Annotated in this window: 21 protein-coding genes; 11 read left to right on the top strand and 10 right to left on the bottom strand. The window is 67.9% G+C overall.

Translation table 11 applies throughout. The features are described from left to right. The first annotated feature begins 28 nt into the window (after positions 1-28). Complete coding sequence (locus GNX95_RS23290; protein WP_163509506.1) at positions 29-1,390, top strand: ABC transporter substrate-binding protein; 1,362 nt, start codon at positions 29-31, stop codon at positions 1,388-1,390. 69 nt (positions 1,391-1,459) lie between these two features. Next, positions 1,460-2,920, top strand: a complete 1,461-nt coding sequence (locus tag GNX95_RS23285) for an alpha-amylase (RefSeq protein ID WP_163509505.1) — start codon at positions 1,460-1,462, stop codon at positions 2,918-2,920. A gap of 63 nt (positions 2,921-2,983) precedes the next feature. Here the strand turns inward: GNX95_RS23285 and GNX95_RS23280 are convergent, their stop codons facing one another. Further along, on the bottom strand, positions 2,984-3,865 hold the full coding sequence (locus tag GNX95_RS23280; protein ID WP_163509504.1) for a LysR family transcriptional regulator: 882 nt from the start codon (positions 3,863-3,865) through the stop codon (positions 2,984-2,986). A 107-nt stretch (positions 3,866-3,972) separates the two neighbouring features. On the opposite strand from GNX95_RS23280, the gene GNX95_RS23275 reads away from it, so the two are divergent. Continuing rightward, positions 3,973-4,818, top strand: a complete 846-nt coding sequence (locus GNX95_RS23275; protein ID WP_163510180.1) for an EamA family transporter — start codon at positions 3,973-3,975, stop codon at positions 4,816-4,818. Positions 4,819-5,609: 791 nt separating this feature from the next. Further along, complete coding sequence (locus tag GNX95_RS23270; protein WP_163509503.1) at positions 5,610-6,188, top strand: HNH endonuclease signature motif containing protein; 579 nt, start codon at positions 5,610-5,612, stop codon at positions 6,186-6,188. Here GNX95_RS23270 and GNX95_RS23265 read toward each other — a convergent pair. Both GNX95_RS23265 and GNX95_RS23260 read right to left on the bottom strand, forming a co-directional pair. After that, positions 6,161-6,487 (bottom strand): cupin domain-containing protein, encoded by a 327-nt coding sequence (locus GNX95_RS23265; protein ID WP_163509502.1) that lies wholly within the window; start codon positions 6,485-6,487, stop codon positions 6,161-6,163. The two genes, GNX95_RS23270 and GNX95_RS23265, sit on opposite strands and share 28 nt — an antisense overlap. Before the next feature lie 38 nt (positions 6,488-6,525). After that, entirely contained in the window at positions 6,526-6,843 is a 318-nt protein-coding gene (locus tag GNX95_RS23260; RefSeq protein ID WP_163509501.1) for a cupin domain-containing protein, read from the bottom strand. Between the two features lie 71 nt (positions 6,844-6,914). On the opposite strand from GNX95_RS23260, the gene GNX95_RS23255 reads away from it, so the two are divergent. After that, positions 6,915-7,859 carry a GlxA family transcriptional regulator gene (locus GNX95_RS23255; RefSeq protein ID WP_163509500.1) on the top strand — a complete coding sequence of 315 codons (945 nt, stop codon included), beginning with the start codon at positions 6,915-6,917 and terminating at the stop codon, positions 7,857-7,859. On the opposite strand, the gene GNX95_RS23250 is transcribed toward GNX95_RS23255, so the two are convergent. Continuing rightward, positions 7,817-8,506 (bottom strand): TetR/AcrR family transcriptional regulator, encoded by a 690-nt coding sequence (locus tag GNX95_RS23250; protein WP_163509499.1) that lies wholly within the window; start codon positions 8,504-8,506, stop codon positions 7,817-7,819. The two genes, GNX95_RS23255 and GNX95_RS23250, sit on opposite strands and share 43 nt — an antisense overlap. Before the next feature lie 69 nt (positions 8,507-8,575). Here GNX95_RS23250 and GNX95_RS23245 point away from each other — a divergent pair, with 69 nt between their 5' ends. Beyond that, entirely contained in the window at positions 8,576-9,673 is a 1,098-nt protein-coding gene (locus tag GNX95_RS23245; RefSeq protein ID WP_163509498.1) for an FAD-dependent oxidoreductase, read from the top strand. Here the strand turns inward: GNX95_RS23245 and GNX95_RS23240 are convergent. Genes GNX95_RS23240 through GNX95_RS23230 form a run of 4 tightly spaced genes read right to left on the bottom strand, consistent with a single transcriptional unit; the run spans position 9,654 to position 14,654 of the window. Next, positions 9,654-12,287 (bottom strand): AfsR/SARP family transcriptional regulator, encoded by a 2,634-nt coding sequence (locus GNX95_RS23240; RefSeq protein ID WP_163509497.1) that lies wholly within the window; start codon positions 12,285-12,287, stop codon positions 9,654-9,656. The two genes, GNX95_RS23245 and GNX95_RS23240, sit on opposite strands and share 20 nt — an antisense overlap. Before the next feature lie 31 nt (positions 12,288-12,318). After that, positions 12,319-13,410 (bottom strand): UbiA family prenyltransferase, encoded by a 1,092-nt coding sequence (locus GNX95_RS23235; protein ID WP_163509496.1) that lies wholly within the window; start codon positions 13,408-13,410, stop codon positions 12,319-12,321. Then, entirely contained in the window at positions 13,407-13,541 is a 135-nt protein-coding gene (locus GNX95_RS43850; protein WP_281356943.1) for a hypothetical protein, read from the bottom strand. Before GNX95_RS43850 ends, GNX95_RS23235 begins: the two co-directional genes overlap by 4 nt. 48 nt (positions 13,542-13,589) lie before the next feature. After that, a complete protein-coding gene (locus tag GNX95_RS23230) occupies positions 13,590-14,654 on the bottom strand; it encodes an amidohydrolase family protein (RefSeq protein WP_163509495.1) in 1,065 nt (354 codons plus the stop codon). Positions 14,655-14,758: 104 nt separating this feature from the next. Between GNX95_RS23230 and GNX95_RS23225 the strand changes: the two genes are divergently transcribed. From GNX95_RS23225 to GNX95_RS23210, 4 genes are all read left to right on the top strand, one after another. Then, positions 14,759-15,901, top strand: coding sequence for a sensor histidine kinase (locus tag GNX95_RS23225; protein WP_163509494.1), 1,143 nt, complete (start codon positions 14,759-14,761; stop codon positions 15,899-15,901). Then, entirely contained in the window at positions 15,898-16,563 is a 666-nt protein-coding gene (locus GNX95_RS23220) for a response regulator (protein WP_163509493.1), read from the top strand. The genes GNX95_RS23225 and GNX95_RS23220 overlap by 4 nt, the downstream gene beginning before the upstream one ends. A 90-nt stretch (positions 16,564-16,653) precedes the next feature. Further along, positions 16,654-17,520: a hypothetical protein gene (locus GNX95_RS23215; protein ID WP_163509492.1), complete on the top strand. Its 867-nt coding sequence runs from the start codon at positions 16,654-16,656 to the stop codon at positions 17,518-17,520. Further along, a complete protein-coding gene (locus GNX95_RS23210; protein ID WP_163509491.1) occupies positions 17,517-17,993 on the top strand; it encodes a hypothetical protein in 477 nt (158 codons plus the stop codon). Before GNX95_RS23215 ends, GNX95_RS23210 begins: the two co-directional genes overlap by 4 nt. Before the next feature lie 19 nt (positions 17,994-18,012). Here GNX95_RS23210 and GNX95_RS23205 read toward each other — a convergent pair whose 3' ends face one another. Next, positions 18,013-19,296, bottom strand: coding sequence for a hydroxyacid-oxoacid transhydrogenase (locus GNX95_RS23205; RefSeq protein ID WP_163509490.1), 1,284 nt, complete (start codon positions 19,294-19,296; stop codon positions 18,013-18,015). Positions 19,297-19,369: 73 nt separating this feature from the next. Between GNX95_RS23205 and GNX95_RS23200 the strand changes: the two genes are divergently transcribed. After that, entirely contained in the window at positions 19,370-20,227 is an 858-nt protein-coding gene (locus GNX95_RS23200; protein ID WP_163509489.1) for a DUF6042 family protein, read from the top strand. A 143-nt stretch (positions 20,228-20,370) separates the two neighbouring features. Here the strand turns inward: GNX95_RS23200 and GNX95_RS23195 are convergent, their stop codons facing one another. Beyond that, entirely contained in the window at positions 20,371-21,108 is a 738-nt protein-coding gene (locus GNX95_RS23195; protein ID WP_163509488.1) for a metallophosphoesterase family protein, read from the bottom strand. Between the last annotated feature and the right edge of the window lie 107 nt (positions 21,109-21,215).

Genomic DNA, 21,215 nt, shown 5'->3' with positions numbered 1-21,215 from the left:
CCGCGGGAAATTCAAGTTTGCCGTGGCAATGGCCGCCGCGGTGGCGCTGTTGGGCGCGTGCAGCTCGGCCGCGTCCAGCGGCGACTCCAGCACCGCCGAGGCGCCAGGCGCGGAGGCGTTGAACGGCAAGGGCCTGGTGAACGTCACCTTCTGGCACGCCATGTCCGGCGCCAACGGCGAGGCGCTGAAGAAGCTCACCGACGCCTTCAACGCCGCGCACGCCGGGAAGATCAAGGTCAACCTGCAGTTCAAGAACACCTACGACGACACTCTGACGGCGTACAAGAGCGCGCTGGGCAACGGACAGACGCCGGACATCCTGCAGGTCTACGACATCGGCACGCGTTTCATGATCGACTCCAAGTCGATCCTGCCGGTGCAGTCGTTCGTGGACAAGGACAAGTTCGACACCTCCGACATCCAGCCCAACATCGCCGGCTACTACACCGTCGACAAGAAGCTCTACTCGATGCCGTTCAACACCTCCATGCCGTTGATGTACGTCAACAAGAACGCCTTCACCAAGGCCGGCCTCGATCCCAACAACCCGCCGAAAAACCTCGACGAGATCATGGCGGCGGCCAAGAAGCTGACCGTCAAGGACGCCGCTGGCAACGTCGTCCAGTACGGTTTCGGCGCCTCGCTCTACGGCTGGTTCTTCGAGCAGTGGACGGCCGCCGCGAACGAGGAGATGTGCGCGCCGGCCAACGGCCGCACCGGCCGCGCGGACAGCGTGAAGCTGGACACGCCGACGCACGTCAAGCTCATGCAGTGGTGGACGCAGATGGTCAACCAGGGCCTGGCGCTCAAGCTGGACAGCAACACCGAGAACGGCGACAACGCCTTCACCGCCGGCAAGGTGGCGATGACGCTGGAGTCGACCGGCTCGCTCGGTGGATTCCTCAAGGCCACCAAGGGAAAGTTTGACATCGGCACCGGTTTCTATCCGAAGGTCAACCCGACCGACACCGGCGGACCGATCATCGGTGGCGCCTCGCTGTGGGTCGTCGGCAAGGAAAAGAAGCCGGAGACCGAGCGGGCGTCGTGGGAGTTCGTGAAATATCTGGCCAGCGCCAACTCGCAGGCCACCTGGCACACCTCCACCGGCTATTTCCCGATCAGCAAGTCGGCGCTGAACACCAGCGTCGACCAGCAGTGGGTGGCGCAGCGGCCGCAGTTCAAGACCGCCATCACGCAGCTGCAGCAGACCAAGCTGACCACCGCCACGCAGGGCTGCAACCTCGGCACGATGCCGCAGACCCGTAAAGCGGTGGAAAACGCGATGCAGGCGATCGTCTTGCAGGGCAAGGACCCGAAAGCGACCCTCGACGCCACCGAGGGGACGCTGAAGAACACGATCAGCCAGTACAACCAGTCCGTCTCCGGCTAGCCGCCTCTGGTCGCATGGCCACCATGCTTGCATCTGACGCAGGCATGGTGGCCATGCGACCATCTAGCCATGAAGCTGCCCGCGCTCCTGCTTGCCGCCCTTCTGCTGGCGCCAGCACCCGCGGCCGCCGCGGCTCCGGCGTACGGCGGACCGCGAGCCGGCATCGTCCAGCTCTTTCAGTGGCCGTGGACCGATGTCGGCCGCGAGTGTACGAACTTCCTTGGCCCCAAAGGCGTCTGGGCCGTCCAGGTGACTCCTCCGCAGGAGCACGCCAGGGTTTCCGGCGATCCGTGGTGGGAGGTCTACCAGCCGGTCAGCTATCGGCTGGACAGCCGCAGCGGCAGCCGCGCGCAGTTCGCCGCGATGGTCAACACCTGCAAGGCCGCTGGCGTGGTCGTCATCGCCGACGTGGTGCTCAACCACATGACCGGCACCGACGGCACCAGCATTGTCGGCACGGCGTACACGAAATATCACTATCCGAGCTACGGACCGCAGGATTTCCACCAGCCGACCTGCCAGGTCAGCAACTACCAGGACCGCGCCAACGTACAGAACTGTGAGCTGGTGGAGCTCGCCGACCTGAACACCGGCGCCGACTACGTCCGCCAGACCGAGGCCGGCTATCTCAACGACCTGTTGTCGTTGGGAGTCGGCGGATTCCGGATCGACGCGGCCAAACACATGGCGGCCGGTGACCTGGCGGCCATTCTGAGCCGTGTCACCAAACCGTACGTCTACAGCGAAGTCATCGACTACGGCGGCGAGGCGGTGTCGCGCGACGAGTACACCGGCATCGGCAACGTGACGGAGTTCAAGTATGGCAAGAACATCACCTCGGTGTTCCGGTCCGGCACGCTGGCCAGCCTGATGCATCCGGAGCAGAGCTGGAACAACTGGGGCCTGCTCGGCAGCTCCGACGCGGTGCCGTTCGTCGACGACCACGACACCGAGCGCGACGGCAGCGCGCTCAACTACAAGGACGGCTCGCTCTACAACCTCGCGCAGGTCTTCACTTTGGCCTGGCCGTACGGAAATCCGCTGGTCACCTCGGACTTCAACTGGTCGGGCAAGGATGACGCGCCACCGACGGCGGCCAACGGCATGACGATCGGACCGTACGCCGCCGGCGACACGACCTATCCGAGCGGTTGCACCAACATCCGTCCGTGGGTGTGTGACCACCGGTGGGGAAACATCGCCAACATGTTCGGTTTCCGCGCCGCCACCACCGGCGCCTGGTCGGTCGACAACAAATGGGACAACGGCTATCAGCAGATCGCCTTCAGCCGCGGCAACCTCGGTTTCGTCGCCATCAACCGGGAATCCTTCGGGATGGACCAGACACTGCAGACAGGCCTGGCCGCCGGCACCTACTGTGACGTCCTGTCCGGCGACTTCGACCTGGCCAGCCGCGCGTGCGGCGGTCGTACGATCTCCGTCGCCGCCGACGGCACCGCGCACCTCACCTTGACCGGCATGACCGCCGCCGCGATCTACACCGGTTCCAAGCTCAGAGCCCGTTGGTAAACGGTGGTGCGTGAGAGTCGAGATCCAAACGGCTATCGCGTGCCACCGGTTACCAACAGGCTCTCAGCTGAGATCGCGGAGCATCCGCAGGACCAGCGCCAGCAGCGGCCAGATTTCCCTGCCGCGGCGGGTCAGCGCATACGCTCGCATCTGCACTTCGGGGCTGCGCAACGGAAGAACGCGCACGCCTGGTTGGGTCGGCCGGTCGCCCGGCAGCAGGCCGACACCGAGGTTGGCGATGATCATGTCCTCGACCAGGTCCAGGCTGTCCGCCTGATGGGTCAGCCGCGGTTGCCGACCCGCCATCGAGCCGATTGTCCGTACCACGTCCTCGTCGGCCCGGTTGCGTGAGTTGCCGATCCACGGATGGCTGGCAAACTCACGAAAAATCGCCAGCGTGTCGCCTGCTGTCGCCGCGTCGGCCGGCACGCCGAGACCCCAGTCGGTCGACCAGAGCCGGGTGGCCTCATGCGCCGGATCCAGCGGCGCTGGCGCGAGGTTGTAGTCGTAAGTCAAAGCGAGATCGATGTCGTCGGAGGTCAGCAGTTGCACGGCTTCGGCTGGCTCGTGCTCGTAGACGATCAGCTCGGCGCGCGGATGCGTCTGTGCCAGTTTTGCCATGATCGGCAGGATTCCGCGGCGGATGGCGGTCGCGAATCCAGAAACGCGGAGCGTGCCGGCCGGCTCGGCCCGCGGATCGAAGTCGACCTTCGCCGCCTCCACGGCGGCCAGGATGCGGACGGCGTGGTCGGCAAGGCGGCGGCCGGCCGGCGTGAGCCGTACGCGGCGGCCGTCCGGCTCGATGAGAGGCACGCCGAATTCCTTGGAGAGAGCGGCAATCTGCTGCGAGACCGTGGAGGTCGTGGTCTGCAGGAACTCCGCGACCGCGTGCATCGAACCGAGCCGGGACAGCTCCAACAACAACCGCAGACGACGCGTCTCCATCGCTCCACTGTTCAGTAATTTCGAACGGTTTGTCAATCACCAACACGTGGACATGAACGGTCGCGGGACGTTTACTGGACGACGTGAATTCTCGTGTCGGCGCACCGATGGCGCTTGCCTCGATGTCGTCCGTACAAATCGGACTGGCCGCATCTGTCCAGCTGTCGCACCAAATCGGCGCGGAGGCGACCGCCTGGCTGCGACTGGCCTGGGCCGGCGCGATCGTGCTGTTGGTCGTACGACCGCGCCGGTCGGCGTTCACCCGCCGCACCTTCCTGATCTGTGTCGCACTCGGCGTGGTGACCGGTGCGGTGACGATGTTTTTCATGGCCGCGATCACCCGGCTGCCGCTCGGAACGGCCAGCGCGCTGGAATTTCTCGGTCCGCTCACCGTCGCGATCGTCCGCAGCCCCAACAAATGGCGGCCGTGGCCGGTTTTCGCCGCCGCCGGTGTGGTGCTGCTCACCGAGCCCTGGCGCGGCACGATCGACCTGATCGGTGTGGCGTTCGCACTGGCGTCCGCGGCGTGCTGGGCCGCGTACATCCTGCTCACGCAGCTCGCCGGCGACGAGGTCTCCGGCGTGACCGCGCTCGGTGTCTCCATGCCGGTCGCCGGGATCGTGTCGACCATCGCGGTCGGACCGTGGGCTCTCGGTCAGGTCAGTTGGCAGGTTTTGTTGATTGGCTTCGGATTGGCGATCTTGTTGCCGGTTGTGCCGTTTACACTGGAATTTCTCGCTTTGCGACGGCTCAACACGGCTGCCTTCGGCACCTTGATGAGCTTGGAACCGGCGATCGCGTTGGTGGTTGGTTTGGTCGTGTTGCTCCAGGTGCCGAGTGTGTTGGCGATGCTGGGGATCGCGTTGGTGGTGATCGCCGGTGTCGGTGCCGAGAGGAGCGGAGCACGCGCGGACCAGCCACAGGTGCGCGAGAAATCGGTCGTCAGCGGCTGAGCCAGAAGGCGCACTGGTGTTCGCGGCCGAAATTGACTGGCCTGATGGCGTCAGGTGCGAGTGGCGTCCGCCGAATGGTAGGCGTCGTACGGATAGCCGACGCGCGGCAGCACCGGCGGGGCCGTGCGGTCGGCGAACTCGTACCCGAAGGTCGGCACGTGCCGCCCCGAGCATGCCGTTGCGCTCCAGTGTCGGACACGCCAAGCCGGCGTCGGTCATGATCGTGGCCCAGTTTTGGCTGTATGACCGCCGCACCGGATAGCGTGCGGAGACTTCTTGTTTGCCGGCGCCGAAAGACGTCAGGTTACGTTTGGAAGTGGTTGGGGCGTCGGTTGTTGCGGTGCGTTTGTGGTTGCGTTTAGGGATTAAGACCTTTACCTCAGGGAGATGGGGGAAGGACCGTCGAGGTGCGGGTTTGGTGCGGGGTGGCTTTGTTTGTTCTCCCCTCGGCGCCCTGGAGGGAACCACACTTCCGATCCAGGCGGTGGAGCTTTCGTACGTGGCTGGGTTCGGTTTGCCGCCGCCTGGATCGGGAGTGTGGTTGCTGCGCACGCCGAGGGGAGAACAAACAAAGCCGTCATGGTGAAAAGCACCCGTCTTTCGTTGCGGTTGCTGGGAAATGGGGTTCTGAAATGTGTGGTGGTGCGGAATGATGGTGGCATAGGGGTTATCGGGGATCCGTTGTTCGCGTTGGATTTTGTCGATGCGGCGCCGGATGCGGAGACGGTTCGGGTTTGCAGGGGTTGGATCTTTCGGCCGCGGATCGGTATGAATGTCTTGCCGTGATGGAGGTGACCAATCGGTTGATCGCGGCGATTCAGGGGATGCAGTTGGCGTCGATGGGACGGTTCATCACCCAGTACGATCCGTTGGCGCGGCGGTACGCGGCCGCCGAGGTCGCCTCAGCGTTGAAATGGACCACCAGGGCCGCGGCCAGCCGGTTGGAGTGGGGTGAGCATCTGACCAGCACTCTCCCCCGCACGCTCGCGGCGCTGTGCGCCGGCATCATCGACATCGCCAAGGCGCGGACAATGATCGAGCAAACCGAGATCATCGACGCCGACGACGGCATGGCCTGGCTCAGCGCGTTGCTGCCGGCAGAAAAGACCGCGCTCGCCGACTACGTCCGAGCCAACGCTCCCACCTGCATCTTCCCGTGCTGCAACCGGCCAGCCAGGAGCTGCGAGCTCGACCACACCGTGCCCTTCCCGGACGGCCCGACCTCGGCCGACAATCTCAAGCCCCTCTGTAAGTATCACCATGAAGCCAAAACGCACCACGGCTGGGACGTCACGCAAGTGACGTACGCCTGGACCTCGCCGCTCGGCCGCACCTACGTCACCTATTCGACCGGCACCAACAACTCCTGATCGCCACTTAGCAGATAGTGCGCGACAAAAACGACCGGCTCGGTCGCGGACAGGTTGTCGAAACGCGCGACCCGGGCGCCGGCCGGCTCGAAAAATCCGCTGCCGGCCGACAGTTCCTCGACGTCCTGACCCTCCAGTTGGTACGCCGCGCGGCCGCTCACGATGTAGCCGCTCACGCCACCCGGATGGACATGCAGGCCGGTGCCGGCGCCAGGTGGCAGCTCGACCCGATACGTCTCGACTCGCTCCACCTCGCGGCCGACCTCGCCGGTCGACAGGTGTTTCCGTTCAATCCGCATGTCAGCTCCTCGTACCTACTAGTAGGTACAGTAGCAGATCAGCCTCCCGGATAGAACAGGAACAGCGTGCAGCCGGTCGCGCTCTGCGGGACGTGCGACGAGCCGGCCGGTGCGTGGATGAACGAGCCGGCCGGATAGTCCCGGTCGCCGTCGTTGAACGTGCCGGACACCACGAAAACCTCCTCCGGGCCGGGCTCGTGTACGTCGATGCCGCGCCATGCCGCACCGGCATCCATCTCCAGCACGTGCGCCGTCGCACCGTTGTCGCCGCGCCACAGGGAACGCAGCCGGATGCCGGGAAACAACTCACGGATCGGCGCGTCCTCGACCGCCGACCACACGTAACCATCTGCCATGACCACCAATCTGGCCAACATCACGCCGGTCAGCCAGTGTCAGAAACGACATTGTCGGGTATTTTCTTGTCATGACCCATCGCGTGGTGGCATTCGTACGTCCGCCCCAGTCGCCGTTCGAGATCAGTTGCGCGGCAAGGATTCTTCGCCGGCCGCATTACGACTTCCGGGTGTGTGCTGAGAAAACCGGCGAGGTCCCGACCACCGACGGCTATCCGATGGTCGTACGCCATGGCCTGCCATTGCTCGACAGCGCCGACACCATCGTGGTCCCCGGCTGGACAACGCACGACCAGCCACTTTCACCGGCTGTAAAGGCAAAACTGATCGCGGCACACGAGCGCGGCGCGCGACTGGTCAGCATTTGTACGGGAGCGTTCGCGTTGGCGCAGACGGGATTGCTGGACGGCCGGCGCGCCACCACACACTGGTCGGCGGCAGCAGACCTCGCCGAGCGTTTTCCACGCGTACGCGTCGATCCAGACGTGCTCTACGTCGACCACGGCGACATCGCCACCAGCGGCGGCGCCGGCGCCGGCATCGACCTGTGCCTGCATCTCGCGCGGAGCGACCACGGGGTCGCGTACGCGGCGCAGGTGGCCCGCGAGATGGTGATGCCACCGCACCGCGAAGGCGGCCAAGCGCAGTATGCCGCCAAAACCACCGAAACGACACCGCGCGAGTCGCTGGCGCCGCTGTTGGACTGGGTCACCGAGCGGCTTGCCGAGCCGATCACGATCGACGACATGGCGGCGCGACTGAGCATGTCCCCGCGCACGTTGGCACGGCGGTTCGCCACCCAGCTCGGCGTCAGTCCAGGCCAATGGCTGCTCACCCAACGGATCGACGCGGCGCGCGCGATGTTGGAAGAGACCGACCTGCCGGTCGAGACGATCGCCGGCAGGGTCGGCCTTGCATCGGCCACCAACCTGCGCCGGCGTTTCCACCGGGCGGTGCGTACGACCCCAGCCGCCTATCGGCGCACGTTCCGTGCCGCGATGCCGTCGATGACATAGTCCAGGCCGAGCTCGAAAGTCTCGTCAGCGGTCAGGTGTACGGCGTCCCTGACCACCTTCTCCAGCGCCGGAAACCGGCCGCTCGCGAAGATCCGCCTCAGGTACGGCCCGGTCGCGGCCTGCCACTGCCGCTCGTCCATCCCGGTCGACCGCTCGGCCCGAAGTTCGGCGATCTCGCGTCGCACCGCCCCGGTCACGTACGCGGTCACCGCCGCCATCACCGGCATCACCGCGTCGAGGTCGAGCTCAGCCAGTCCGGCCAGCACGGCCTCTCCGCTCGCCATCGCGTTCGGTCCGAGTTGCGGCCGACCACCGAGCAGATCCGCCAGCCACTCGTGCCGGCGGGCAGCGGCGCGGAGCTGCCGCGCATGCGACCGCAGCAGCGACTGCCAGTCGTCGCCGACCGGCCGGATCTCCGCGTACACCGCGTCGACCAGCAGATCCAACAGCTCCTGTTTCGTCGCCAGATAGCCATAAAGCCGCATCGGGCCGGCATCGAGCGCGGCCGCGACCTTGCGCAGCGAGACAGCCTCCAAGCCGTGCTCGTCGGCCAACGCGATCGCGGCTCGTACGATCCGCTCGCGGCTCAGCGGCGCGAGCGCCGGCCGGCTCGGCGGCTCCGGCCGGTCCCAGATGAGGTCGGACACAACTCAAAACGATACATTGCCTCTCGCGATACAGTGTATTGGACGATACAACGTATTGAGAGGTGGATCATGACGATAGCGATCATCGGCGCCGGTCCCGGCGGCCTGACCCTGGCGCGCGTCCTGCACGTCAACGGCATCGAGTCGGCCGTGTACGAACGCGAAGCGTCGCGCACCGCGCGCGGCCAGGGCGGCATGCTCGACCTGTATGTGGAAGGCGGCCAGTACGCGCTGGAGGCGGCCGGCCTGACCGACCAGTTCCTGGCCAAGGCCCGCCGCGAGGGCCAGGACATGCGGCTGCTGGAGCCGGACGGCACGCTGCTGCTCCAGGAGGACACACCGGACGACGCGCCGATGGCCCGCCCGGAGATCGACCGGGCCGACCTGCGCGACATCCTGCTCGACTCCCTGCCGGCTGGCACCGTGCGGTGGGGACACGGACTCGACCACGTACGCGACGGTGTCCTGCACTTCACCGACGGCACGACCGCGACGGCCGACCTCATCGTCGGCGCCGACGGCGCCAACTCGCGCATACGGCCGCTGCTCACCGACGCTCGTCCGCACCACCTCGGCGTCAACATCGTCGAGCTGCGGATCCCGGACATCGACCGCACGCATCCCGACCTCGCCGCCATGGTCGGCCGCGGCACTTACTGGGTCCGCGGTGACGACCTCTCGCTGGGGGCCCAGCGCAACGGCGACGGCTCCGTACGCGTCTATCTCACCTTCCAGACACCGGAAGGCTGGTTCGACGGCCGCGACATCGGCAAGGCGGCGCTGATCGAGTCGTTCGCCGGCTGGCATCCGCGGTTCCTCGAGCTGATCGAGGCCTGCGACGACAACGCCGTCGTACGTCCGATCTACTCGCTGCCGATCGGCCTCACCTGGCCGACCAATCCCGGCGTGACGCTGATCGGCGACGCGGCACACCTGATGCCACCGTCCGGCGACGGCGCCAACATGGCCATGTACGACGGCGCCGTGCTCGGCCGCGCGATCGTCGACGACGTCTCCACCGCGGTCAAGAAATACGAGCAGGAGATGTGGCAGCGTACGAGCAAGGTCGGCAAGGAGGCCTCGCGAATCCACGACATGCTCAACTCCCCCGGCTCCGCGCGCAAGCTGCTCGCGTTCTTCACCGGCGCTAAAGATTCCGCCGGATGACGGCGGGCATGTCGGGAACGGCCTGCCGTGGCAGCGTCTCGGCCTCCTCCTCGGTGAGCGCGTCGATCTGCCGCAGCAGCGCGACCGCGGCGGACAGGAACATCTCCGCCTCCTCCATGTCGCGAAGGAGTCGATAAGCCTCGCCGAGGCCCCACAGCGACTCGGCCTCGCCATAGCGCTGGCCGAGCTCCTGATACGCGATCAGGCTGCGCCTGTGACAGGCGATCGCCTCCTCGACACGGTGCGCGCGCAGGCAGGCCCAGCCGAGGTTGGCGACCGCACTGGCCTCCGCGCGGCGGTTGCCGATCTCCTGGCCGATCGCGACGGCACGGCGGTGAAAGTCGATCGCCTCGGCCAGCCGGCCCATCTTCCGGTGCACCATGCCGAGCACGTCGAGCGAGTTGCACTCTCCGACCCGGTGTCCCATCTCCTGGCAGAGCGCGTACGACTTCTCCAGAATGCCGGTCGCCTCGACAAACCTGCCCTGCGCCAGAAAGGCCTGGCCGAGCTGCAGCATGCAACTGAACCGGCCATAGCGGTCGCCCAGATCGTCGTACGCGGCCAAACCTCGCTCCAGCAAGCCAGTCGCGTCGGCAAACCGACCCAGACGCATCGCGGCGAAACCGGCGTCGCGCAGCGCGTAGGCTCTGCCGCTCGGATCGGCGATGGACGCGGCAAGCTGCCGCACGGCGAGCAGGTCGACCCAGCGGCCGTGGTTGTCCAGCGGCGCGTAAAGCGCGACGGTCAACCGTACGGCCAGCTCAGGAGCGATGACCGAGGCCTGCCGTACGGCGGCCATCAGATTGGCCTGCTCGGCCTCGATCCAGTCGTGCGCGTCGGCGACGGTCGCCAGCGCGAAACCGCCACCTGGGCTCACCGTCGGCTCGGCCGGCACGCGCCGGCGTGCGTCCGGCAGCAACAGCCGGGTCGCCTGCTCGGCCGCCGCGAGATAGCAGGTCAGCGCGCGCTCAACCGGTTCGGTGGCCGCCGCGCCGAGCTCGCGCGCATACACACGCAGCAGGTCGTGCGTGCGATAGCGGCCAGGCGCCGGCGAGGTGAGGAGGTGGTCGTCGACCAGCCGCTCCAGGCCGCGCCGCGCCCGCGGCTGCTCGATGTCGGCCAGCGCCGCCGCGACCGGCACGGTCAGCTCGGCCCAGTGCAGCAGGCCGAGCCGCGCGAACAGGCTGGCCGCCGTCCGGTCGACCGGATCGTCGCTGGCCGCCAGCGCGCGATAGCTCGCCGCGAAACTGGCGCGTACGCCCCGGTCGCCGACCGTCAGCTCGTCCAGCCGGCCACGTTCGTCGTCGAGCAGCTCGGCGAGCGTGCCGGCCGACCAGCCCGGCCGCGCGGCCAGCCGAGCGCCGGCGATCCGTACGGCCAGCGGCAGGTGCGCGCACTGGCGTACCAACCTGGCCGCCTCCGGTGCCTCGGTCTGCCGGCCCGCCGCGCGCGCCAGCAGCTCGACGGCCTCGGTTTCCACCAGCAACCGCAACGAAAAGTCGGCCGCGCCATCCAGCGCGGTGAGCATCGTACGGCTGGTGACCAGCACGCGTGACTGCGCTCCGGCCGGGATCAGCGGCCGCACCTGCTCGGCGCCGCGAGCGTTGTCGAGCACGACGAGCAGCCGCTTGCCGGCCGTCAGCGACCGGTACGTGGCGGCCAGCTCCTGCTCGTCGGCCGGCACCCGGTCGGCGCGCAGGCCGAGTGCGCGCGTCAGCTGACCGAGCGCCTCGGCCACCTCCATCGACGCGGCACCGGAAAATCCGCGCAGATCAAGGTAAAGCTGGCCGTCCGGAAACCGTCCGGCGATCCGGTGTCCAAAGTGGACGGCGGTGGCGGTCTTGCCGATGCCGGCCGGACCGCGCAGCACACAGACGCGTTGCGTGGTCGCGTGGAGATCGGCCAGCAGTTGTTCTCGACCGACGAAATCGGCCAGGTCGGCCGGAAGTTGCCTGGGGATCGCCACCAGCTCGGGCTGTGGCTGCGGGGTGCCGCGCAACATCGTCCGATACAAGGTGACCAGCTCGTCGCCAGGATCGATGCCGAGCTCGTCGCGCAATGCGGTCCGAATGTCGTGATATGCCTGGAAAGCCTCGGCTCGGCGGTCCGAGCCGTACAACGCGGTCACCAGCCGCGACCAGACCGTCTCGGTCAGCGGCTGAGCGGCGGCGAGCTCGCGCAGCTCACCGACCACCTCGTGGTGCCGGCCGTCGGCCAGGTCGAGGTCGATCCGGCGCAGCGTGGCGGCCAGCCATTCCTCACGCAACGGCGCGATCGCCGTGTCACGTAAGGAATCCGAGTCGACGTCGACCAACGGATCGCCGCGCCACAACCGCAACGCCTGGTCCAACAGGTCGCGTTCGTTTTCGTTGGTACGCGCGTCTCTCAGCAACGCGCGAAACCTCAGCAGGTCGACCTCGACCGCATCCGTACGCAGCGCGTACCCGTCTCCGACGGTGTCGATGCTGCCGTCACCGAGAATGGCACGCAGGCGTGCCACCACGGTGTGCAACGCGCGGCGCGGCTGCGCGGGAAGCCGGTCACCCCACAGGTGTTCCAGCATCAGGTCACTGGAGACCGTACGTCCGGCGGCGAGGGCGAGCGCCGCCACCATTGTGCGCTGCCGTCCGACAATGACGGTTTGGCTACCGTTCAACCAGCAGCGGAAGGGGCCCAGGATCTCGACCCGTGACCGCTGTTCGTGCTCCATCCGGTCCTTTCACGCTCGACGTGGCACTGGTGGTCCATGGTGCCATGTCCTGGCGAAAGCGCGCGACCACCGGAAACGGCGGCCCCGATCGAAACATCATGACGGCCTGCGTGGCGGTGATCGCGATCAGAGTCGCCTGCAGCAGGTTGTACGGCAATGCCGCCAAATGCACGGTCAGCGCACCGAGATGCATGAGCAGCACCAACAAAACGCCACGGCCGACGATCGCGATCGCGGAAATAACGGCCTCGTCACGCCGCGGACCACGATCTTTCGCCAAGGCAAACAGAAGTGCGATGCTGGCGGCTGTGCCACCGAGGTAACCGGTCACCAGGATCGCCGATGGCGCGGACACAGTCGCCACCAACAGCGCCCCACCGATGGCGAGGCAGCACGCGCTGAAGACGCAGGTCCAGCGGCGTCCGTGCCGCACCAGGAACGTACGCTTGCCAAACAGCGCGTCGCCGCGTACGTCACGGAAGTCCTTCAGCAGGATCCGGCCGATGAAACCGACGTAAAGGCCGGCCAGCAGCCAGACGCTCGACGTCGATCCGCCGGCGATATGGCCGAGCAGGTAGGGCACCGCGACGTAACAGGCCGGCAGCATCAGCGACGCGACGGCGCCGCGGTCGGCGATTCGTACGGGCCGGATGGAATATCCGGCGCTCAGCACCAGACCGCAGGAAAGGACGAGCAACGCCAGCCAGCCCAGCGACGCACTCGCGGCGAGCGCGACGATCGCCGCGGTGGCTCCGATGACGCGGATTTCCGTACGACGGCCGAAACCGGTGACCAGCGGCCTTCGGCGATCGCCGCCGAGGTTCACCCTGTCGATCCGCTCGTCGGCGATGTCGTTGCAGGCGACCGAAAACGCGAGGAAACCGGCCACCGCCAGCAGCACGCGGAAAAGCAACCAGAAGTCCTCGCGGTGGCCGGACTGGAAAAAGCCGATTCCGGCGTACATGGCCAACAACACGCAGACCGCTGGACGCGCGACGACTACGACCAACCGCAGCCGCCGGATCATTTGTTGCTTCCGTAGTTGCTCAACGCGATCATCACCAGCACCATCCAACCGACGAAGGCGAGACCGACCAGCACGAGCACCGCCAGCAGGACGACGGCCGCGACGAGGAAAATCCTCTGCATCGGCTTCATACGGCCGACGCTACGCCGCGTACGCCCCGCGGCCATCGGCAAAACTACTCAGACCTCGACACCACCGCACCAGACGCGTACGACGTTGCGGGTCGCGGTGATGTCGGCCAGCGGATCTCCGTCGACGAGCAGCAGGTCGGCGCGCAGACCGGCGGCGACGCGGCCGCGGTCGGCCAGGCCGAAATATCGCGCCGGCAGCTCGGTCGCGGCACGCAACGCCGCGACCGTGGTCAGTCCCGCCTCGACCAGCAGCGCCAGCTCCTCGTGGATGCTTTCGCCGTGGTTGACCTGAAACGCCATCCCCGGCACGGCATTGGCGGAGTCGGTGCCGGCCAACACCGGGACGCCCGCACGATGCATCTCGGCGACCGATCGCAGAGCTCCGGCAAATCCTTCGGCTCTGCCGAACTGCTCCGTGACCTTACGCATCATGATCAGCGTCGGGATGACGACCCGGCCGGCCGCCACCAGACGCTCGGCATGGTCGCCGGTCAGCGGCCCACCGATCGGCGAGTGCGTGATGACGTCGGCTCCGGCGGTCATCGCCATCTCGTATGCGGCGACCGAGGTGGCATGTGCGACGACCCGCTTGCCGGCCTGGTGCGCGGCCTCGACCAGAGCCGTCGCGGCCGACAGCTCCGGGCCGCCGCCACCTGGCGCTTCCAGCACGATTTTCAGGTAGTCGGAGCCTTCCGCGACCCGCTCGGCGACGAACGGCTCGGCCTGCTCCGGCTCGGTGACGATCGCCTCCGGCGGCAGGCCGAGCATCTGCGCGTGAATGCCGCCGGGGCCGATCGCCGGCAGGCCGGCGCTGCGAATGTCGGTCAGGCCCGGCACCTCACGCAGCGACGCCAGCCGATCCGGCGGCCAGGTTGCCATGTCCAGCGCGGAAGTCACGCCGTGTCGCGCCAGTTTCTCCAGAACAACACGATCGTGCAGGTGTACGTGCGCGTCGATGAGGCCCGGCAACAAAACAGCGCCGCCGGCGTCGACCACGCGCGTCGGCGTCGCGGCATCGTCGCCGATCACCGCGCCGTCGATGACGACCGTCCGCGGGCCGGACAGCTTGTCGCCGTCGAAAACCCGAGCGTTCGTGATCGCCGTGACGTCCATCAGGTCCTCCGCATCGTCGGCCTCTCAACCTACGCCACCGGATGTACGCGCGCGTACTGCCGGACGGCGACGCGTCCGCGCTGGTCACCGGCTAGCGTGGAGTCGTGCGCAGGCTGTGGTTTCGCGATCGACGGCCCGGCTGGCCCGACCTGGCGCTGGCCGTGCTGGTCGGTGCAGCGGTCGGCTGGTCCGGGATCACCGGCATGGGACCGGCCGGCGTCGACCGGCGGCCGTTCGACCTGCTGGCCGGCGCGCTCCTCCTGCTGATGAGCGCTTCGCTGTTGGTCCGCCGGCGATATCCGGTGCCGGCGGCCGTCGTCGCGATCGGAACGACGTTCGCATGGTTTGGCGCCGGCTATTACGGCCGAGCCGTGATCGCGGTGCCGATGATCGTCTGCGTGACGCTGACCGTCGTGCTCGGCCGGTGGTGGGGAGTCGCGGCCGGCGCGTTGACCACCGCCAGCGGCATCGCCGTCATCCAGGCCGTCTTCGACAGCCCTCACGCGTACGACTACAGCATCAACGCGGTGCTGATCCTCACCACCTCGGTCGCCGTCGGCGAGGCGATCCGCTATTACCTGGCCTGGCGCAAGGAAATGCTGGACCGGGTGGCGCGTGCCGAGCGCGACCGGGACGCCGAGGCGGCGCGGCTGGTCAACGAGGAGCGGCTGCGGATCGCGTACGAGGTGCACGACGTGGTCGCGCACACCATCGCCTCGATCAGCGTGCAGGCCGGCGTGGCCGCGCACGTGCTGGACCGGCGGCCGGAGAAGGCGAGAGAAGCGTTGGAAGCCATCAAAAAGACGAGCACCGAGGCCCTGCGGGAGTTGCGCGGCGTGGTCGGCGCGCTGCGCTCCGACGGCGCCGAGGAGCACTCGCCGAGCCTCGGCCGGCTGCCGGAGCTGACCGGCATGGTCGAGGCCGCCGGCGTACGCGCTCGGCTGTCGGTGACCGGCGAGGTGTCCGCGCTGCCGGCGGCGGTCGAGCTGGCCGCCTACCGGATCGTGCAGGAGGCGCTGACCAACGTCGTACGGCACGCGAAAGCCAGTGAGGTCACCATCGAGCTCTCCTACCGGCCGGATTTCCTGCGTATCACTGTGGAAGACGACGGCACGGCCGCCGAATCGCCGTCAGGAAACGGAAACGGCCTAGCCGGCATGCGCGAACGCGCGCGTACGCTCGGTGGCCGGTTCGACGCCGGCCGGGTCACCACCGGCTTCCGGGTCGCCTGCGAGCTGCCGCGATGAGCCGCATCCGGGTGCTGATCGCCGACGACCACGCGTTGGTGCGCGCGGGTTTTCGTACGCTGGTGGAAACAGAGGACGACATGGAGCTGGTCGGCGAGGCGAGCACCGGCCAGGAGGTGCTCGACCGGGTACGCCAGTCACGCGCGGACGTGGTGTTGATGGACATCCGGATGCCCGGCATGGACGGCATCGAGGCGACCAGCGCCATCGCCGCCGACGAGGACCTGGCCGGCGTGCGCGTACTCGTGCTGACGACCTTCGATCACGACGAGCACGTGCTCGGCGCGTTGCGTGCCGGTGCCAGCGGATTTCTGGTGAAAGACACCGATCCGGCCGAGTTGCTGCGCGCGATCCGGGTGATCGCGAGCGGCGACGGCCTGCTGTCGCCCGGCGTGACCAGGCGGATGATCGCCAGGATCGCCAGCACACCGGAACCGTCCACTGTGGACCTCGGCTCGCTGTCGGCGCTGACCGAGCGCGAACGCGAGGTGGTCACGCTCGTCGCCGAGGGGCTGGCCAACGACGAGATCGCCGAGCGGCTGTTCATCAGCCCCACCACGGCGAAAACGCACGTGAGCCGCGCGCTGACCAAGACCGGCGCACGCGACCGCGCGCAACTGGTCGCGATGGCATACCGGACCGGCCTGGTCACGCCGCCGTAGGCGACCCCCGGATCCGATGACGGCTGCTTCACCTCGTGCCGTACTGTCTGAGCCGAGAATCCAACGAAAACTCCGGCGACGGAGGTGTGAGTGTCCGCTGACTTCTGGGAAGACGTGAGCACCACCTGGGCCGAGGCCGAGCAGGCCGGCACCGAGCCGGCCGCGGCCGACCCGCCGGACCTGCGGCTGCGGAGGGCGCGGCTCGGCCGGACGGGCGCACGGATCGCGATCACCGGCCAGCCAGGAGCCGGCAAGTCGGTGCTGTTCGACGCGTTGGTGGACCGGACCGGACCGGCCTACCAACCGCCGGGACAAAGCCACGACCGGGAAAAACACCGGCTGGCGGTGGCGCGCGGCGACCAGCGGCGGCGCTCGTCGGTCATCGTGGTGCCCGGCCAGCGGTCCAACAACCAGGCCGCCGCGTTCGACGAGCTGCTGGCCGCCGGCGCCGGTCCGGCCGGCATCATCCACGTGGTGTGCTGGGGTTACAACACCGCCTGGAACGCCGGCAACCGCGCCACCATGCTCGACGAGATCCGCGCCGCCGGCCAGCCGGTCAACGCGGACACCGTACGCGCCTGGCACCGCGCCGGCGAGCTGGCCGATTTCCGCGTACTGGCGGACAAACTCGCCACCTCGGGCGCGCTCGACCGGCTGCGTTGGCTGGTGGTGGCGGTGGCCAAATGCGACCTGTTCTGGTCGGACATCGCGGCCGCGCGCGAGTACTACATCCCGGTGCCCGGCCATCCGACCGCCGACTCGCCGTTTGGCGAGGTGCTGCGCGGCCTGACCGCCGACGGCAAGAACGACGTCCAGCTCGCCGTGCTGCCGATCAGCTCGTACGCCGCCGGCCACGACTTCGGCGTCGGCCTGCCGAAACAGCCGCGCCAGTTCGACGACGCGCAGACGACCGCCGTACGCCGGCAGTTTTTCACGGTTTTGGGGAGGTATCTGTGACATCGGACGCGCGGCCGGCCAGCGGCGCCGACTTCGACGAGGCACTGCAGGTTGCCGAGCGGCTGCTGGCCGGCGTCGACCACGGCCGGCACCGCGTCGGCGTCGCGCGCGTGCTGCAGACGCTGGTGCTGCTGATCGGCATCCTCGCCGTGGTGTCGCTGACGCCGGTGTCGCTGACGTACGCGGTCCTGACCGGCCTGGCGGCCCTGCTCGCGTTTTTGGCCGCGCATCTGCTGCTCGTACGTCCGCTCGGCGCGCGGGTGCTGCGCGACGAGCGCGCCATGATCGAGATCATCACCGTACTGCGTGAGCTGCATCCGCACCTGGCCGAGCGGGAAGGCTGGAGCTCGCTGCGGGACCGGTTCGCCCGCGAGCGGATCTCCCGCTTCCCCATCGCCGAACGCGGCCGCGGCATCACCACTTTCTCCGGCGTCGCCGCCGACGTGGCCCGCCGCACCACCTCCGCCGCCTAGGGCCTAGTTTCCGAAAAAATCACCAGTTGGTGAGGGAGCCGGCGAAGATGGCCGCGATGTCGTCCTCGGTCGGCACCTTGGCGCAGGTCGCCAGCAGCCGCTGCTGTTTCATCGTCCCCGGCACCAGATCGGGGATGTCGTTCTCGGTATAGCCGACCGCGCTGATCCCGTTCGGAATGCCGATGTCGCGCATCAGGCTGACCAGTACGCTCGGCAGCTGCTCGCGCGGATCGTTCTGCTTCTGGTCGTCCGGCCCGAGCAGTGACGCCGCCCTCAGGTGTCGTTCCGGCGCGCTGTCGAAGGAAAACCGGAAGGCCTCCGGCGCGGTCAGCGACACCGCCTGGCCGTGCGGCACCATCGGTTCGTCCGGCGGATAGCCGTCCGGCACGTACGACCGGACCCGGCCGGCGATCGGATAGCCGTTGGCGTGCGGGATGTGCACGCCGGAGTTTCCGAACCCCATCCCGGCAAAAGTGGCCGCCATCATCGTGTCCGTACGAGCGTCCACATCGGACGATCCGTGCGTGTAGGCGCGGCGAAACGAGGAGGCCAGCAGAGCCATCGACTTTTCGCACCACAGATCGGAAATCGGGTTGGAGCCGCAGTAGGTGACCCGCTCCTCCGGCTTCTTACGGTCAAAAGTCGTGAACCAGCGCGCCGTGTATGACTCGAGAGCGTGGCAGACGATGTCCATGCCGGCGGCCGCGGTGACGCCGGCCGGCAGCGTCATCGTGAGCAGCGGATCGACGACGGCCAGCGTCGGACGCAGCCGCCAGTGGCTGATCCCGGTCTTCACCTTCATCGACAGGATGTCCATGATGCACATCGCCGTACTCTCCGACCCGGTGCCGGCGGTGGTCGGTACGGCGATCAGCGGCTTCAGCGGGCCCGGCGGCGGCTTGGCGGCCCCGATCGGCTTGTTGACATAGTCCATCAGCTCACCTGGATACGAGGTGAGCAGGTTGACCGCTTTGGCGGTGTCGATCGAGGAACCACCGCCGACCGCGACGAACCCGTCCCACGGTCCCTGCTCGCGCGCATAGCCGACGGCCTTGGTGAAGCTGTCGTCGGTCGGCTCGATGTGTACGCCGTCGAACACCTCGGCGGCGATCTCGTAGCGGCGCAGGTTGTCCGCGATCCGCTCCGGGATGCCGGCGGCCACCAGGCCGGCGTCGGTCAGGATGAGCACGCGCCGCACGCCGTACTGCGACATCTCGAAGCCGATCTCGTCGGAGGCACCCGCGCCGAACTTCAGCGGCGGCGCACCCCAGGTGAAGATGGTCTCCTCGGTGATCTCCGTCATCGGGCCACCGTAACGCCGCCGCGCCGCGCTCGCGCCGGACACTCGAATGTCACCGAGTGCTGGAAGAATGTCGGTGACGCGCGAGCAGGAGGAGGTGGCAGTGAGCGGCTTCGAGGCGATGCCGGCCGACACCGAGTGGTACGACTCGGGTTGGTCCCGGCTGCTGCCTCCGCCGGCCGAGTCGCTGCGGCTGCTGGCGATCAAGGCGGAGATCCACGACTACGACGGCGGCCTGGACGCGCTCGTCCTGCGGGTTGGCCAGAGCTGGTTCGAACGCAACGCGTACGGCGGCCTGGACACCGCGCCGCGGTGGGAGTGGGGCATCGACGAGCGGACCAATTCTCCGGAGGAGCGCACGGCGTGGCGGCGCGGGGTCTGCGTCGCGGCGCTGACCGACGCGGGCATCCCGGTGCCGTCGACCGTACGTGAGCTCGCCGAGGTGATGGTGCGGCTCGGCCTGCTCACTGTGGAGGGTCGCGGCGGTCCGGACGAGCGGTGGCGTACGCACCGGTTCCTGCCGCGGCCCGACGAGGTGCTGACGATCGACGAGTCGTGGCTGGCCGAGGACAGCCGGCTGCGCTGGGGCAGCGCGCTGGCCGAGGCCATTGAGGCGTTCTGGATGCAGTGGGATCGCCGGCGCAGTCCCGAACACTGGCGCACCAGCATCAACAAGCTGGCCAAGTCGACCAACCTGCCGCCTGACTCGATCCGCTATGCGCTCGGGTATGTCTGCCAGCAGGAGTGGGACCAGCTGCGGCCCAACGAGTCCGGTGTGGAGATCAGCACGGTCGGCCACGACGGTCCGTTCGACGCCGATCCGGAGCGGATCGTCGACTCCAAGACCATCTACATCCACTTCCTGCCGTCGCCGGCCCTGCAGGCCGCGCTGGACAACATCGACCGACTTTTCGGGCCCAAGAAAGACTCTTAGAGACTGTTGGTCAACGATGGTGCGCGAGAGAGTCGAGGTCCAAACGTCGTCCAGCCGATGCCCGACGGAAGCCCAAATAGCGCGCTATGGTGGGTTTTCGTCCGGTGCCGGCTGGCGGCGTTTGGGCTTTGACCAACAGGCTCTTAAGAAAAGGCGGCCAGGGCTTCTGCGTCGGACGGGATGTTGAGGACGTTGTCGGCGATGAAGGCGTGCACGTCCGGATAGTCCGGCGCGGCGGCCAGGATCGTGTCGGCGGCCGCCTTCGGGTCGTACGCGGTGCGGCGCAGCACCACGTCAGGGCCGAGCAGACCCCAGTAGGCGGCCGGCGTCGCCGCGTACGGCATGCCGACGCTGCCGGGGTTGACGAACCGCCGGCGGTCGGCCAGCCGGTCGAACGGCATGTGCGTGTGGCCGAGCACCACGGTCGGCTCGTCGGAGCCGGCGAAGGCTTCGCGGAAGCGTTCCAGCGGCGAGTCGACGAGCACGATCTCGGTGTCGCTGCGGCCGGTCGCGTGGCAGAACAGCACCTTGCCGAGGCCGGTCACCTCCAGCGTGGCCGACTGCGGCAGGCCGTCGAGGAAGTCGCGATGCTTGCGGCTCAGGTGCGCCGCGCAGTATTCGGTTGGCGCCACGGCGACCTCGGGCAGGTCGTTTGGCTCGCCGTCGTACGCGGCGACCAGCTCGCGGTCGGCATTGCCGCGGATCCACACCGCCTGGTCGCCAAGGCCACGCAGCCGCTCGAGCGTCTGCATTGGCATCGGGCCAGTGAGCAGGTCGCCGTTGAGCACGATGCGGTCGACCCCCACCGCCTGGACGTCGGCCAGTACGGCGTCCAGCGCCGGCAGGTTTCCGTGAATGTCCGCCAGCACCGCGACCCGCATAGAGGACTCCTTCGTCGACCAGCTGACGCCATTGTCGCTCTTTCTTTACCCGCTATGGGGCCGTTTTATGCGCATGGCCACCATGCGTGCGTCCAGCGCACGCATGG

Source organism: Fodinicola acaciae, from assembly GCF_010993745.1.
In the GTDB taxonomy this organism is placed as follows: Bacteria; Actinomycetota; Actinomycetes; order Mycobacteriales; family HKI-0501; genus Fodinicola; species Fodinicola acaciae.
This window is presented reverse-complemented; position numbering and strand designations above follow the sequence as displayed.